16 protein-coding genes are annotated in these 14,873 nt (G+C 61.8%); 3 read left to right on the forward strand and 13 right to left on the reverse strand.

Annotated features, from left to right (window positions below):
- Positions 1-25: 25 nt before the first annotated feature.
- The 7 genes from ACFW0B_RS01550 to rplM form a co-directional block, all read right to left on the reverse strand.
- Positions 26-454, reverse strand: a complete 429-nt coding sequence (locus ACFW0B_RS01550; protein ID WP_449146195.1) for a ClpXP protease specificity-enhancing factor — start codon at positions 452-454, stop codon at positions 26-28.
- A gap of 10 nt (positions 455-464) precedes the next feature.
- Positions 465-1,082: a glutathione S-transferase N-terminal domain-containing protein gene (locus ACFW0B_RS01555; RefSeq protein WP_449146196.1), complete on the reverse strand. Its 618-nt coding sequence runs from the start codon at positions 1,080-1,082 to the stop codon at positions 465-467.
- A gap of 88 nt (positions 1,083-1,170) precedes the next feature.
- Positions 1,171-1,953, reverse strand: coding sequence for a cytochrome c1 (locus ACFW0B_RS01560; protein WP_449146197.1), 783 nt, complete (start codon positions 1,951-1,953; stop codon positions 1,171-1,173).
- A complete protein-coding gene (locus ACFW0B_RS01565) occupies positions 1,953-3,164 on the reverse strand; it encodes a cytochrome b (protein WP_449146198.1) in 1,212 nt (403 codons plus the stop codon). The genes ACFW0B_RS01560 and ACFW0B_RS01565 overlap by 1 nt, the downstream gene beginning before the upstream one ends.
- Positions 3,164-3,757 (reverse strand): ubiquinol-cytochrome c reductase iron-sulfur subunit, encoded by a 594-nt coding sequence (gene petA / locus ACFW0B_RS01570; protein ID WP_449146199.1) that lies wholly within the window; start codon positions 3,755-3,757, stop codon positions 3,164-3,166. The genes ACFW0B_RS01565 and petA overlap by 1 nt, the downstream gene beginning before the upstream one ends.
- 253 nt (positions 3,758-4,010) lie before the next feature.
- The gene (gene rpsI / locus ACFW0B_RS01575) at positions 4,011-4,403 is read right to left on the reverse strand and encodes a 30S ribosomal protein S9 (RefSeq protein ID WP_003448478.1); all 393 of its coding nucleotides are present in this window, start codon (positions 4,401-4,403) and stop codon (positions 4,011-4,013) included.
- Between the two features lie 15 nt (positions 4,404-4,418).
- Positions 4,419-4,847 (reverse strand): 50S ribosomal protein L13, encoded by a 429-nt coding sequence (gene rplM, locus ACFW0B_RS01580; protein ID WP_016490991.1) that lies wholly within the window; start codon positions 4,845-4,847, stop codon positions 4,419-4,421.
- A 275-nt stretch (positions 4,848-5,122) separates the two neighbouring features.
- Between rplM and ACFW0B_RS01585 the strand changes: the two genes are divergently transcribed.
- Positions 5,123-6,160, forward strand: coding sequence for an NADP(H)-dependent aldo-keto reductase (locus ACFW0B_RS01585; protein WP_449146200.1), 1,038 nt, complete (start codon positions 5,123-5,125; stop codon positions 6,158-6,160).
- Positions 6,161-6,206: 46 nt separating this feature from the next.
- On the opposite strand, the gene ACFW0B_RS01590 is transcribed toward ACFW0B_RS01585, so the two are convergent.
- Positions 6,207-7,346: an acyl-CoA dehydrogenase family protein gene (locus ACFW0B_RS01590; protein WP_449146201.1), complete on the reverse strand. Its 1,140-nt coding sequence runs from the start codon at positions 7,344-7,346 to the stop codon at positions 6,207-6,209.
- 150 nt (positions 7,347-7,496) lie between these two features.
- On the opposite strand from ACFW0B_RS01590, the gene ACFW0B_RS01595 reads away from it, so the two are divergent.
- Complete coding sequence (locus ACFW0B_RS01595) at positions 7,497-8,495, forward strand: GlxA family transcriptional regulator (RefSeq protein WP_459251677.1); 999 nt, start codon at positions 7,497-7,499, stop codon at positions 8,493-8,495.
- A 186-nt stretch (positions 8,496-8,681) separates the two neighbouring features.
- Here the strand turns inward: ACFW0B_RS01595 and zapE are convergent, their stop codons facing one another.
- From zapE to ACFW0B_RS01610, 3 genes are all read right to left on the reverse strand, one after another.
- Positions 8,682-9,776 (reverse strand): cell division protein ZapE, encoded by a 1,095-nt coding sequence (zapE, locus tag ACFW0B_RS01600; RefSeq protein WP_449146202.1) that lies wholly within the window; start codon positions 9,774-9,776, stop codon positions 8,682-8,684.
- 95 nt (positions 9,777-9,871) lie between these two features.
- Positions 9,872-11,218 (reverse strand): tryptophan--tRNA ligase, encoded by a 1,347-nt coding sequence (locus ACFW0B_RS01605; RefSeq protein WP_449146203.1) that lies wholly within the window; start codon positions 11,216-11,218, stop codon positions 9,872-9,874.
- A 29-nt stretch (positions 11,219-11,247) separates the two neighbouring features.
- Positions 11,248-11,853 (reverse strand): alpha/beta hydrolase, encoded by a 606-nt coding sequence (locus tag ACFW0B_RS01610; RefSeq protein ID WP_449146298.1) that lies wholly within the window; start codon positions 11,851-11,853, stop codon positions 11,248-11,250.
- 150 nt (positions 11,854-12,003) lie between these two features.
- Here ACFW0B_RS01610 and ACFW0B_RS01615 point away from each other — a divergent pair, with 150 nt between their 5' ends.
- A complete protein-coding gene (locus tag ACFW0B_RS01615) occupies positions 12,004-12,444 on the forward strand; it encodes a Z-ring associated ZapG family protein (RefSeq protein WP_028628476.1) in 441 nt (146 codons plus the stop codon).
- Positions 12,445-12,534: 90 nt separating this feature from the next.
- Here the strand turns inward: ACFW0B_RS01615 and cysN are convergent, their stop codons facing one another.
- A complete protein-coding gene (gene cysN, locus ACFW0B_RS01620; protein WP_449146204.1) occupies positions 12,535-14,436 on the reverse strand; it encodes a sulfate adenylyltransferase subunit CysN in 1,902 nt (633 codons plus the stop codon).
- Positions 14,437-14,486: 50 nt separating this feature from the next.
- On the reverse strand, positions 14,487-14,828 hold the full coding sequence (locus tag ACFW0B_RS01625) for a four helix bundle protein (RefSeq protein ID WP_449146205.1): 342 nt from the start codon (positions 14,826-14,828) through the stop codon (positions 14,487-14,489).
- Positions 14,829-14,873 lie beyond the last annotated feature (45 nt).

Consider the following 14,873-nt stretch of genomic DNA (forward strand, 5'->3'; position numbering starts at 1 on the left):
GGCGATCCGAGGATCGCCTTTTTTATTACTTGACCACTTTTAGGCTGGGCCGGCCACTGGGGCGCGAAGGTTCGCCGCCCGAGCCCGACGGCTCGCCACCGTTAGGCCCATCGCCATCCGGCTCCGGATCATCGCCCGGCAGCGGCGGCTCGAGATCGAACACCATGCCCTGGCCATTCTCGCGGGCGTAGATAGCCATCACGGCAGCCGAAGGAATGTAGAGGCTGTGGGCAACCCCACCAAAACGCCCCTCGAAGCTCACTGCGTCGTTGTCCATGTGCAAATGACGCACGGCACTGGGAGACACATTGAGCACGATCTGACCATCGTTGGCGTAGCCCGGCGGCACCCGCACGCCGGCATGCTCGGCGTTCACCAGCAGATGCGGCGTGCAGTTGTTGTCGACGATCCACTCGTACAGCGCGCGGACCAGATAGGGACGACTGGAATTCATCTAGGTCTCCTCAGCGCATTTCGCGCTCGGCGGCGGAGAGGCTGGCCCGGAAGGAGTCACGGGCAAATGCGCGCTCCATGTAGTCCAGAAGAGGTTTGGCCGGCCGCGGCAACTCGATGCCCAGTTGGGGAAGGCGCCAGAGAATCGGCAGCAGGCAGCAATCCACCAGACTGAAATCTTCGCTTAGAAAATATGGCTTGTCCGCAAATAGCGGCGACACGCCGGTCAGGCTCTCACGCAGTTCCTTGCGCGCGACGGCCTTGTCGGCCTCCTTGTTACGCGAATCGAGGATGCGATCTACCAGCGAACACCAGTCACGCTGCACGCGATGTATGAGCAGGCGGGTATTGGCGCGCGCCACGGGATAGACCGGCAGCAGCGGAGGATGGGGGTAACGCTCTTCCAGGTACTCCATTACGACCGTGGACTCGTAAAGCGCCAGGTCCCGATCAACCAGGGTCGGAACGCTGCCGTACGGATTGACTTCGGCCAGCTTGGGCGGGCAACGGCCCGGCTCGACATTGATGATCTCGGCGGCGACGCCCTTCTCGGCGAGCACGATACGCACACGATGGGAGTAGTGGTCGGCGGGGTCGGAGTAACAGGCCAGCCTGTTGGTGACGGCCATTGCGTCCTCCTCACATTGGAAAATTCAGGGGCAGAAAGAAGCGCGCGCCCAATAAGGGCGCGCGCTTTGACAACGGTACAGCGGCGTATCAGTGAACGTCCTTCCAGTACTCGCGCATCAGCAGGTAGGCGAACACGAAGAAGAACGCCAGGTACAGCAGGACGTAGGTACCGATGCGCTGGCTTTCCAGCTTGACCGGGTTGGCGGAGTACGCCAGGAAGGTCACCAGGTTCTGGACCTTCTCATCGAACTCAGCTTCGGTCAGCTTGCCGGTCTTCGGTACTACGGTCAGCTGGTCACAGGCTTCGTGGGTCAGCGGCGCACCCGTCAGCGGATCGAACTGCTTCTTGCCGTCCTCAACCGCTTGAACCTGCTTGCAACCAACGATCTGACGACCTTGCAGGCTGACCAGGACGTTCGGCATGCCGACGTTCGGGAAGACCTTGTTGTTCACGCCCCACGGACGTGCAGGATCTTCGTAGAACGAACGCAGGTAGCTGTACAGCCAGTCGGTGCCACGCACGCGGGCAACCAGGGTCAGGTCCGGCGGAGCAGCGCCGAACCAGGTCTTGGCGTCCTGCGGCTGCATGCCGATCTTCATGTGGTCGCCGATCTTGGCACCGGTGAAGACCAGGTTCTGCAGCATGAGCTCTTCCGGAATGTCCAGGTCCTTGCCTACACGCTCATAGCGCTGGAACTTGGCACTGTGGCAGCCCATGCAGTAGTTCGCGAAGGTACGCGCGCCGTCCTGCATGGCAGCCTTGTCGGTCAGGTCGATGTCGACCTTGTCCAGATGCACATCATGACCACCGGCGGCGAAGGAAAGAGCCGGCAGCGCAGCGAAAACAAATGCAGCAAATAGCTTTTTCATCAGCCTGTCACCCTTTCCGGTACCGGTTTGGTTTTTTCCATCCTTGTGTAGAACGGCATCAGGATGAAGTACGCGAAGTACAGGATGGTGCAGACCTGGGACAGCAGGGTACGGCCCGGAGTCGGCGCCAGCACGCCCAGCACGCCGAGGATGATGAAGGCAATGCAGAACACCAGCAGCCAGATACGGCTCAGCCAGCCCTTGTAACGCATGGACCTCACCGGGCTGCGGTCCAGCCAGGGCAGCACGAACAGCACGGCGATGGCAGCACCCATGGCGATAACGCCGAGGAGCTTGTCCGGTACCGCACGGAGGATCGCATAGAACGGAGTGAAGTACCAAACCGGTGCGATGTGCTCAGGAGTCTTGAACGGGTTGGCCTGTTCGAAGTTCGGCTTCTCGAGGAAGTAACCACCCATTTCCGGGAAGAAGAACACCACGAAGCAGAACACGAAGAGGAACACCACTACGGCTACCAAATCATGCACAGTGTAGTAAGGATGGAAAGCGATGCCATCCAGCGGCTTGCCGTTCTCATCCTTCAGCTTCTTGATATCCACGCCGTCCGGGTTGTTCGAACCCACTTCGTGCAGGGCCAGGATGTGCAGCACAACCAAGCCGAGCAGCACGATCGGCAGGGCGATCACGTGCAGCGCGAAGAAGCGGTTCAGTGTGATGCCGGAAATCAGGTAGTCACCACGGATCCACTGAGTCAGGTCATCGCCCACGACAGGGATGGCACCGAACAGCGAGATGATCACCTGGGCACCCCAGTAGGACATCTGGCCCCAGGGCAGCAGATAGCCCATGAAGGCCTCGGCCATCAGGGCGAGGTAGATCAGCATGCCGAAGATCCACACCAGCTCACGCGGCTTCTGGTAGGAGCCGTAGAGCAGACCGCGGAACATGTGCAGGTAGACAACGATGAAGAACGCCGATGCACCGGTGGAGTGCAGGTAGCGAATGATCCAGCCGTACTCCACGTCGCGCATGATGTACTCGACGGACGCAAAGGCTTCTTCGGCGGACGGAGTGAAGCTCATGGTCAGCCAGATACCGGTGAGGATCTGGTTGACCAGTACCAGCAGTGCCAGCGAACCGAAGAAGTAGAAGAAGTTGAAGTTCTTCGGCGCGTAGTACTTGCTCAGATGGTCTTCCCACATCTTGGTCGCGGGGAAGCGCGCATCGACCCATTCCATGAATTTGCTCATCAGGCCTTCTCCTGGTCCACACCGATGACGATGACATCATCCGTCTCGTACGAGTACGGCGGCACCGGCAGGTTGAGGGGCGCGGGTTGCGCCTTGTAGACACGGCCGGCGAGGTCATAACGGGAGCCGTGGCAGGGGCAGAAGTAGCCACCAACCCACTCGGCCCCCAGGTCAGCCGGGGCGACTTCCGGACGGAAGGACGGCGAGCAGCCCAGGTGGGTGCAGATGCCGACCAGTACCAGGATTTCCGGTTTGATCGAGCGGCTGACCGGATCCACGTAGGTCGGCTGCGCCGAAGCCTTGGACTCCGGATCGGCCATGCGATCATGGATCTTCGGCAGGTTAGCCAGGATTTCCTCGGTACGACGCACGATGAACACCGGCTGACCACGCCATTCGGCGACGATCTGCTGGCCGGCTTCGACCTTGCTTATATTCACCTTGACCGGTGCACCCGCGGCCTTGGCCTTGGCACTGGGCAGCCATGACCCCACGAACGGGACCGCAGCCCCCACCGCTCCCGCCGCACCGACCACGGACGTGGCCGCTACGAGGAAGCGACGCCGGCCTGCATTCACGCCGTCATTGCTCATTCAGTCGTCTCCCATCAGCTTCTGTGGCCTGTTGTTCAGGCCTCTACTAAGTAAAAAATCGAGCCGCGCAAAAAATTCGCCAAATGGTAAAGAAAACCCCCTGTGCTGACAAGGTAATAGCCGGATACAAATGTCCCGAAAGCCTTGATTGGCGGGGGATTCGCGCGTGCGACAAGCTGTCGCACGGCAAAATTTACGGCGCATAAAAAAACGCCCAGTTCCGAAGAAACTGGGCGTTTTTGCAAGCGTCGAATTAACGCTTGGAGTACTGCGGACGCTTACGCGCTTTACGCAGACCGACTTTCTTACGTTCAACTTCGCGAGCATCGCGAGTTACGTAGCCGGCCTTACGCAGCGGGCTGCGCAGGGTCTCGTCGTATTCGATCAGGGCGCGAGTGATGCCGTGACGGATTGCACCGGCCTGGCCGCTTACGCCACCACCAACGACGGTAACGTAGATATCGAACTTCTCGACAGTCTCGGTCAGCTCCAGGGGCTGACGCACGACCATGCGAGCGGTTTCACGGCCGAAGAAGGTATCCAGGCTGCGGTTGTTGATGGAAATCTTGCCAGTGCCCGGACGCAGGAAGACGCGAGCGGTAGCAGTCTTGCGACGGCCGGTGCCGTAGTTTTGAGTCGCCGACATAATGAACTTATCCCGTTAAATCTTCAGTTCTTGGGGCTGCTGAGCGGTGTGCGGGTGAACAGCACCCTTGTACACCTTCAGCTTGCGATACATGTCGCGGCCCAGCGGGTTTTTCGGCAGCATGCCTTTTACCGCGGTCTCGATCACGCGCTCGGGGGCCTTGGCAATCAACTTCTCGAAGTTGATTTCCTTGATGCCGCCCGGGAAGCCGGAGTGCGAGTAGTACATCTTGTCGGTGGTCTTGGCACCGGTAACACGAACCTGCTCGGCGTTGATCACGACAATGTAGTCGCCGGTGTCAACGTGAGGGGTGTATTCGGGCTTGTGCTTGCCACGCAGACGGCTGGCAATTTCGGTGGCCAGACGACCCAGGGTCTGACCTGCAGCGTCGACGACGTACCAGTCGCGCTTAACAGTTTCCGGTTTTGCAGTAAAAGTTTTCATTCGCTATAGCCTCAGGGGCCGCCCTGAAAATAAGACGGCGGATCTTACTGAATAGTGCTCGCCCTGACAAGTCAGGGACAGCCGGAAACAGACGCTATCGGGGGCTCGGGTCAGCGCGTCCGCTACGGCAAAAGGGTTTCGGCAGGCTAGGCATCCCCACCTTCAATCTCCGCAGGCTAGGCATCCCCGCAAAGAAAGCCGCGGAATTATGCCGATTGCGCGAAAAATATCAACCTGATTTCATGCGGTCTTTTTCGAAGACGCAGGAGGCAGCGATGGAATACCGCCAACTTGGCCGCACCGACCTCAAGGTCAGCAGCCTTTGCCTGGGCACGATGACCTGGGGCGAGCAGAACACCGAGGCCGAAGCCTTCGCTCAGATCGAGCGGGCCAAGGCCTACGGCATCAACTTCATGGATACCGCCGAGATGTATCCGGTGCCACCGCGCGCTGAAACCTACAGCGCCACCGAAACCATCATCGGCAACTGGTTCGCCAGGCGCCGCGACCGTGCCGACTGGATCCTGGCGAGCAAGGTCGCCGGCCCGGGCAACGGCATCAGCCATATCCGCGGCGGCAACCTTAAGCACAACCGCCAGCACATCACCACTGCCCTGGATGCCAGCCTCAAGCGCCTGCAGACCGACTGGATCGACCTCTACCAGTTGCACTGGCCCGAGCGCAGCACCAATTTCTTCGGCCAGCTCGGCTATCAGCACAAGGACGAGGAGTTCACCCCGCTGCAGGAAACCCTCGAGGTACTCGGCGAACAGGTGAAAGCCGGCAAGATCCGCCAAATCGGCCTGTCCAACGAAACGCCCTGGGGCACGATGAAGTTCCTCCAGTTGGCCGATCAACTCGGCCTGCCCCGCGCCGTCTCCATCCAGAACCCCTATAACCTGCTCAACCGTACCTTCGAAGTAGGCCTGGCCGAAGTGGCGATGCGCGAGCAGTGCGGTTTGCTGGCCTATTCCCCCATGGCCTTCGGCATGCTCTCCGGCAAGTACGAGAACGGTGCCCGCCCGGCCAACGCCCGGATCACCCTGTTCAGCCGCTTCACCCGCTACACCAACCCGCAATCCCAATCCGCCTGCTCGCGCTATGTCCAGCTGGCCCGTGAACATGGCCTGGACCCGGCACAGATGGCGCTGGCCTTCGTCACTGCCCAACCCTTCGTCACCAGCAACATCATCGGCGCCACCTCCCTGGAACAACTGGAAACGAACCTGCGCAGCATCGAACTGACGCTTTCAGAAGAGGTGCTGGAAGGTATCGCCGCCATTCACAAGGATCAGCCCAACCCAGCCCCGTAGAAACGCAGAAGCCCGGCGATCGCCGGGCTTCCCTTTGCGCGAGGCTTCAGACCAGGGAGCGGGCGATGATCTCCTTCATGATTTCATTGGTGCCCGCGTAGATTCGCTGCACTCGCGCATCCGCCCAGGCCCGCGCCACCGCGTACTCCCACATGAAGCCGTAGCCGCCGTGCAGTTGCACGCACTCGTCCAGCACCTTGCACTGCAGGTCGGTCCCCCAGTACTTGAGCATTGCCGCAGTGGGCACATCCAGCTTGCCCTGCAAGTGCAGTTCCAGGCAGCGATCGACGAAGACACGGCCAATCTGGATCTCGGTGGCCATTTCCGCCAGCTTGAAACGGGTGTTCTGGAATTCGGCGATGGACTTGCCGAATGCCTTGCGCTCGCGGGTGTAGTCCAGGGTCCACTTCAGCGCAGCCTCGGCCGAGGCCAAGGCACCGATGCCCACCGTCAGGCGCTCCTGAGGCAGTTCCTGCATCAGATAGGCGAACCCCATGCCCGCCTGGCCCAGCAGGTTCTCCTTGGGTACGCGCACGTCCTGGAAGAACAGCTCGGAGGTGTCCTGGGCCTTCATGCCCACCTTTTCCAGGCGCTTGCCCTTGGCAAAGCCCGACGTGCCCGCTTCCACCAGGAACAGGCTGGTGCCCTTGGCGCCGGCCTTGGGATCGGTCTTGGCCACCACGATCACCAGATCGGCGAGAAAACCGTTGGTGATGAAAGTCTTGGAGCCGTTGATGACGTACTCGTCGCCCTCCAGCACGGCAGTGGTTTTCACACCCTGGAGGTCGGAACCGGCACCCGGTTCGGTCATGGCGATGGCCGTCACCAGCTCGCCGCTGACCAGCTTGGGCAGGTATTTCTGCTTCTGCGCCTCGGAACCGTAGTGAAGGATGTAGGGCGCAACGATGTCGGAGTGCAGGGAAAAGCCGATGCCGGTCAGGCCCAGGCGGCCGACCTCCTCGATCACCACCGCACTGTAGAGGAAGTCAGCGCCCATGCCGCCGTACTCTTCGGGAATATGCGAACAGAGCATGCCGGCCTCGCCGGCCTTGTTCCACAGGGCGCGGTCGATGTGGCCGTCCTTCTCCCACTGGTGGTGATAGGGCACCGCCTCCTGCTCGAGAAACTTGCGCACGCTGTCGCGGAAGAGTTCGTGATCGGAGCTGAACAGGGTTCTCGGGATCATGGCATCACCTTGGAATGACACTGTGGACATGTAGGTTCGGAGGTCACCGACTCTAGGACAGTCCCCTCCCCCGCCATACTGGACACTTAGGACAAAAAATAAGACGATCCAGCCGCAGAATGACCGCTTTCCCCTAATAAGAACAACACCATGAGTATTACGCAGTCTCCAATCCTTCGACAGGTCAGCATCCTGGCCATCGACGGTGTCTTCGCCTCCACCCTGATGCAGGCCAAGGACTTCTTCCACATGGCCAGCCTGCGCTTCGGCAAGCTGCAGGGCAAAGGCCTTACCCCCGCCTTCCAGACCCGCCTGGTCAGCCCTGACGGCCAGCCGGTGAGCAGCTTCAGCGAAGTGCGCATCCCGGTGGACGGGCCGCTGGATGAAGCGGACATCATCGTCATCCCGACCTTCTGGGGTGATTTCGACACCCTGCTCGCCCGCTACCCAAGCGTCTGCAAATGGCTGCGCGAACGCCACGCGGCCGGCAGCGCCATCTGCGGCGAGGCATACGGCGTGTTCTGGATGGCCCAGGCGGGTCTGCTGGACGGCAAGGAAGCCACCACCTACTGGCGCTTCTTCGGCGAATTCAGCGAACGCTTCCCCAAGGTGCTGCTGAACCAGGACAAGCACATTTCCGATGCCGACAACCTTTACTGCGCCGGCGGTGTCACCTCGGCCTGCGACCTTTACATCTACCTGATCGAGCGCTTCTGCGGCGCCGGCATCGCCCAGGCCGTGGCCCGCGACACTCTCTATGAAGTACAGCGCAGCTATACGCCAGGCCGTATTGGCTTCGGCGGACAGAAGCTGCACCACGACATGGCCATCCTGCAGATCCAGCATTGGCTGGAAGAGCACTTCGGCGACAAGTTCCGCTTCGAGGATGTGGCGCGGGAACACGGCATGAGCATCCGCAACTTCATGCGGCGATTCCAGGCCGCCACCGGCGACAAACCCTTGCACTACCTGCAGCGGCTACGCATCGAAACGGCCAAGGGGCTGCTCTCGGCCACGCGCAAGAGCATCAAGACCATCAGTTACGAAGTGGGCTACGACGACGCCAGTTTCTTTGCCCGGCTGTTCCGCCAGCACACCCAGCTCTCCCCCAATCAGTACCGGCGCCAGTACCAGCAGAAAGGCCAGTGAAGACTGCGGAAAGAGGCGCTGACGCAGTTCGGTATCCCATAGATGAAATCCGGGGAAAGCCCCACCGCCGCTCCCGGATTTCATCCAGGCGACGATTGGCCTGTGGGAGTTTCAATCGCGAACGAATTCACCCCCACAGGAAACGAAAAAGGCTGCCCTCGGGCAGCCTTTGTCATTACACGAACCTCAGGGTTTGTGAGGCCGCGAGAGGAACTCGTGGGACTGCATCTCCAGCAGACGGCTGAGGGTACGCTGGAACTCGAAGTTCAGGCGGCCACCGGAGTAGAGATCCTTCAGCTCCACTTCGGCAGAGATGATCAGCTTCACGTTGCGGTCGTAGAACTCGTCCACCAGGTTGATGAAACGCCGCGCCATGTCGTCCTTGGCCACGCCCATCTGCTCGACGTTGGCGAGGATCACCGCATGGAAGATCTTGCCCAGTTCGATGTAGTCGTTCTGGCTGCGCGGACCATCGCAGAGTTCGCGGAACTCGAACCAAGCCACGTCTTCGCAGACGCGCACGGCGCGGATTTCGCGATTTTCGATCATCAGGACTTCGTCTTCCTGAGCCATGGTGCAATCCGGCAGCAGGCTCTTGAAGCTGCGGCTCAGGCTGGCCTCGGCCTCGGCGCCCAGCGGGTAGTGGAACAGCTCAGCCTGTTCCAGGGCGCGCAGACGATAGTCCACGCCGCTGTCGACGTTGACGATATCAGTGTGCTCCTTGAGCAACGCGATGGCCGGCAGGAAACGCGCGCGCTGCAGGCCGTCCTTGTAGAGGCCATCGGGCACGATGTTGGAGGTGGCCACCAGACTGACGCCGTTCTTGAACAGCTCTTCGAGGAGCGTGGCCAGGATCATGGCGTCGGTGATATCGGAGACGAAGAATTCGTCGAAGCAGATCACCCGTGCCTCATCGGCGAAACGCTTGCCGATGATGGTCAGCGGGTTCTTCTCGCCCTTGAGGGTTTTCATTTCCTCGTGGACGCGCTTCATGAAGCGGTGGAAGTGGGTACGCATCTTCTGCTTGAACGGCAGTGCGTCGTAGAAGGTATCCACCAGGTAGGTCTTGCCGCGACCTACGCCACCCCAGAAGTACAGGCCCTTCACCGGCCCCTGGCGCTTCTTGCCGAACAGGCTGCCCAGCAGGCCGGGCTTGTTACGGTCTTCGGCGATCAGGTCGTCATACAGCCGTTGCAGGTGGCGAACGGCGGTTTCCTGTGCAGCGTCGTGGAAAAAATCCGGCCGCTTGAGATCGGCCTGGTAGCGCTCGAGGGGGGTCATGATCGGTAGCAAGGCAACGAAAAACGGGGCAGGTACTTTAGAGCCTGCCCCGTTGATTGGCAATTGGCCGGCAGCGCCGGCCGCAGGAAAGACTGTTATTCCTGAGGTGCGAGGGCCGCGTACAGACGCTGGATGGCCGCGTCACGGGCAGCACCGTCGGCGAAGGCCGGGCTGGAGGCAACCTGTTCATCGTCCAGCCAGATACCGAACGCCTCACCTTCCACACGCAGGTCCAGTTCATCGCCCGACTGCAGGCGCTTGCTGACCTGGCCAGCCGCCTTGCCATCGGCGAAGGCGCGGGACAGCAGCAGTTGCTCGCCATCGGCGTCCAGCAGGCGGAAACGGAAGCTGCCGTCCTCGTCGCGGAAGCTGACGAAGCGGGCGCTCTTGGTCGACTTCTTCTTCGCCTCGGTGCCCACCTGCACGTTGGCGCGGAACGAACGCAGGCCCACCGCTTCACGCAGCTCGCCGAGGAACGGGGTGGCGATCTTCCGAGCCTTGGCGGCGCCGGCGAGGAGGATGTCCTCCAGGTCGGACGGACGCTCGATCAGCGCGTGATAACGCTCGCGCGCCTCGCCCAGTTCGTTGTCCAGCAGCTGGAACAGGCGCTGCTTGGCTTCGCCCCAGGCCAGGCCGGCCAGCAACTCGGCACGGAACTCGGCCAGTTGCGCCGGGGTGGCGAAGGCCTGGTAGAGGGTGAAGAGGTGCGAGTTGTCCGGGTCCTTCGGCTCACCAGGGGCGCGGGAATCGGTGACGATGCGCGCGATGGCATCTTTCAGCTGCTTGGCACTGCCGAACAGCGGAATGGTGTTGTCGTAGCTCTTGGACATCTTGCGACCGTCGAGGCCGGGCAGGGTCGCCACCTCTTCCTCGATCACCGCTTCCGGCAGGGTGAAATATTCGCGGCCGGCACCGAACAGGTGGTTGAAGCGCTGACCGATGTCACGGGCCATTTCCACGTGCTGGATCTGGTCACGGCCGACCGGCACCTTATGGGCGTTGAACATCAGGATGTCCGCGGCCATCAGCACCGGGTAGCTGTACAGGCCCATGGTGACGCCGGCGTCCGGGTCTTCACCGTTCTCCAGGTTCTTGTCCACCGACGCCTTGTAGGCGTGGGCGCGATTGAGCAGACCCTTGGCGCTGACGCAGGTCAGCAGCCAGGTGAGCTCGGGAATCTCGGGAATGTCGGACTGGCGGTAGAAAGTCGCCTTGTCGGTATCCAGGCCGCAGGCCAGCCAGGTGGCGGCGATTTCCAGGCGCGAACGCTGGATGCGCGCCGGGTCGTCGCACTTGATCAGGGCGTGGTAGTCGGCCAGGAAGTAGAAGGAATCGACGTCGTTGGCGCGGCTGGCAACGATGGCCGGGCGGATGGCGCCCGCGTAGTTGCCAAGGTGCGGCGTGCCGGTGGTGGTGATGCCGGTAAGGATACGAGTAGTCATGGTGTTCGCTTGTCGGACTTGATTCGGAATCAGAGGCGCGGCAGGACCAGGTCCTTGAGGTCGGTCAGCTTGCCGTGGAAGAAGTGCCCGCATTCTGCCACTTTCAGCAGCTCGTGGGGGCGCGCGAGGCGGGCGGACCAGTCGTACACGGCCTGGGGCGGCACGACTTCGTCGGCCTCGGGCTGGATCAGGGTCAATTGGCCGGATTCGGGCAATGGGGTGTCGTCGGTTATGCGCATCACCGCCGGCGCCACCATGAACAGACGCGGCACCTCGATGCCCTGGCGCTCCAGGCGTCCCGCGAGGCTGGCGGCGACGAAGCCGCCGTAGGAGAACCCCATCAGCGTCAGGGGCAGCTCCGGGCGCTGGCTGCGGAACCAGTGGACAGCGGCTTCGGCGTCATCCACTTCGCCGGTGCCCATGTCATGGCTGCCAGCGCTGGCGCCGACGCCGCGATAGTTGAAACGCAAGGTGCTGTAGCCTGCATCGCGCGCGGTGCGCTGCAGGGTGGATACCACCTTGTTGAGCATGGTGCCGCCCTGCACCGGATTGGGATGGCAGATCAGCGCCAGGCCCCTGGCTTCGGGCAAAGCGAGATGCAGCGCTTCGAGCTGGCCACAAGGGCCATCGAGCATGAGAGGGATTTCGCGGCTCAACTGGGAAAACTCCGTGACCCCGTGACGGGTCGACTCGTCTTGGATTAGCACAACAGGGCTTGCGTCGCGGTATACAGCGCGGATTCGAGCCGTTAACGTAAAGCAAAGCCGTTTATAGAGGAAGGACTCGTGGAACAGTCGCTCACCGTCTGGTTGTTACCAGCCTTCGCCCTGCTTGCCGGTATCGGCATCGGTTTCCTGATCGCCCGCCTGGTGCCGAACGCGGCCCCGAGCCGGACCCAGCGCCAGCTGGATGATCTGCAGGAACGTTTCGATACCTACCAGAGCGAGGTGGTCACTCACTTCAATACCACCGCCAGCCTGGTGAAGAAGCTCACCCAGAGCTACCAGGAGGTGCAGGAGCATCTGTCCGAAGGCGCCAGCCGCCTGGCCCTGGACGAGCTGACCCGCCAGCGCCTGCTGGCCGCGCTGCACGCCGACGAGGCTGCCAGCCCACGCGAGCGCCTGACCCCGCCGAAGAGCAACGAAGCGCCCAAGGACTACGCGCCCAAGGCTCCGGATGCCCCCGGCACCCTGGACGAGACCTTCGGCCTGAAAGGCAAGTACTGATTCCACCAAGGCCCGGCCGGGCAACCGGCCAGCCGAACCAGAAGCCAACAAAAAGCCCCGCAATCGCGGGGCTTTTTGTTGGGCTGTCGCTTAGATAGCGCCGCGCTCTCGGAGCAGGTCGATCACCAGCTTCGCACCCTCTTCCACGTTGGTGGCCTGGGTGTCGATCACCAGGTCCGCATCCAGCGGTACATCGTAGGGGAAGGATTCGCCCGGGATGTTGTCAAGGCCGGCTGCGTAGAGGCCCTGCGGATCGCGCTCGCGGCACGCCAGCGGCGACGCCTGTACATAGACGGTGATCAGGCGATCGGCACCGATGAGGGCCTTGGCCTGTTCGCGGCCTTCAGCATCCGGTGCCACGAAGGCGGCCAGGGTAACCAGGCCGGCCTCGTTGAACTGGCGTGCAACGTGAGCGGCACGACGCCAGTTCTCGGTGCGTCCGGCGCGATCCTGCGGCAGCCCCTTGTTCAGGTCATGGCGCAGGTTCTGGCCATCCAGCACGTAGACGGCACGCCCCATGTCGAACAGCTTGCGCTCCACGGCATAGGCCAGGGTGCTCTTGCCAGCGCCGGAAAGGCCACTGAACAGCACAGTGGCCGGCTGCTGACCGAAGCGCGCGGCACGCTCTTCGCTGGACACGTGGGCCTGCTTGCCGTGGTGGCCATCGACATTACGGCCCGCCTGCGGGTCGGCGATGATCATGCCGGCGCCAACGGTCCCGTTGGTCAGGCGATCGATGACGATGAAGGCGCCAGTGGTGCGGTTCTGCTCGTAGCCGTCGAGGGCGATGGGCGCATCCAGGCTGACCTTGACCTTGGCGATCTCGTTCAGTTGCAGGCTGCTGCCGGCGGTTTCCTCAAGGGTGTTCACGTCCACCTTGTGGACGATGCTCGGAATCGAGCCCGGCACGTAGCTGGTGGCGCGCTTGATGTCGTACTTCTTGCCCGGGAGCATGGGTTCTTCGGACATCCACACCAGCATGGCTTCAAAGCCATCGGTGATCAGCGGGCGATTGTCGGCATGCACCAGCATGTCACCGCGGGAAACGTCGATTTCGTCTTCCAGGGTCAGGGTGATGGCCTGGCCGGGACCGGCATGTTCCAGTTCACCGTCAAAGGTGACGATGGACTTGATCCGGCTGCCCCTGCCCGAGGGCAGCGCCACCACTTCGTCACCCTTGCGCACGATGCCGCTGGCCAGGGTGCCGGCAAAGCCGCGGAAGTTGAGGTTCGGACGGTTCACATACTGCACCGGGAAGCGCATGTCGGTGAAATTGCGGTCGCCGGCGATTTCCACGGATTCGAGGATTTCCATCAGCGGCTTGCCGTCGTACCAGGGCGCACGCTCGCTGCGGTTGACCACGTTGTCGCCCTTGAGCGCCGACATGGGCACGAAATTGATCGACGACGGCGCCAGCTTGATGCGCTCGGCGAACTGCAGGTAGTCGGCCTTGATCTTCTCGAAGACGGACTGATCGAAGTCCATCAGGTCCATCTTGTTGACCGCGACGACGATGTGCCGGATGCCCAGCAGGGACGCGATGAAGCTGTGCCGGCGGGTCTGGGTCTGCACGCCATAGCGGGCGTCGATCAGGATGATGGCCAGGTCGCAGGTGGACGCGCCGGTGGCCATGTTGCGGGTGTACTGCTCATGGCCGGGGGTGTCGGCGATGATGAACTTGCGCTTGGCGGTGCTGAAATAGCGGTACGCCACGTCAATGGTGATGCCCTGCTCGCGCTCGGCCTGCAGGCCATCCACCAGCAGCGCCAGGTCGACGTCGTCACCGGTGGTGCCGACTTTCTTCGAATCGCGGGTGATGGCTTCCAGATGGTCCTCGTAGATCATCTTGGAGTCGTGCAGCAGGCGCCCGATCAGGGTGCTCTTGCCGTCGTCGACGTTGCCGCAGGTGAGGAAGCGCAGCAGTTCCTTGCGTTCGTGCTGGGCCAGGTACGCGAGGATGTCCTCGCTGATCAGATCGGATTGATGGCTCATTCTTTGGCTCCAGGCTGCAAGCTGCAGGCGGCAGGCTTACAGCAAAAAATTTACTCCGCGATTCGGCTGATCAGGCCGGACAGCATCCGGGATATTCGCGTTGACTCGTCGAGCCATTGGTGGGCGATGGGCTGGCTTATGTAGCCTATGTCACTACCGATCAGGATCTGGGTCCTCAACTCCCCGCAGGAGCCTTTGGCTATCCAGAGAAACCGGCACTTCTCCCTTTCGCTTCCACGCTCCATACCTTCGGCAATATTGCTGGGTATGGATAAGGCCGAACGAGTAATCTGATCCCTGAAGCTATAGTCGCGACATTCCGCGAAACCGCGATACACATCCACAGTCAGCGCACGGGCGCGCTGCCAGACCTCAAGCCGCTCGAAATCCATAGGAGTCTGCTCCTTCCTGAAGCCTGCAGCCTGAAGCCTGTGGCC

Origin of the sequence: Metapseudomonas phytobenefica (genome assembly GCF_043392685.1) — a bacterium.
Taxonomy (GTDB): Bacteria; Pseudomonadota; Gammaproteobacteria; order Pseudomonadales; family Pseudomonadaceae; genus Metapseudomonas.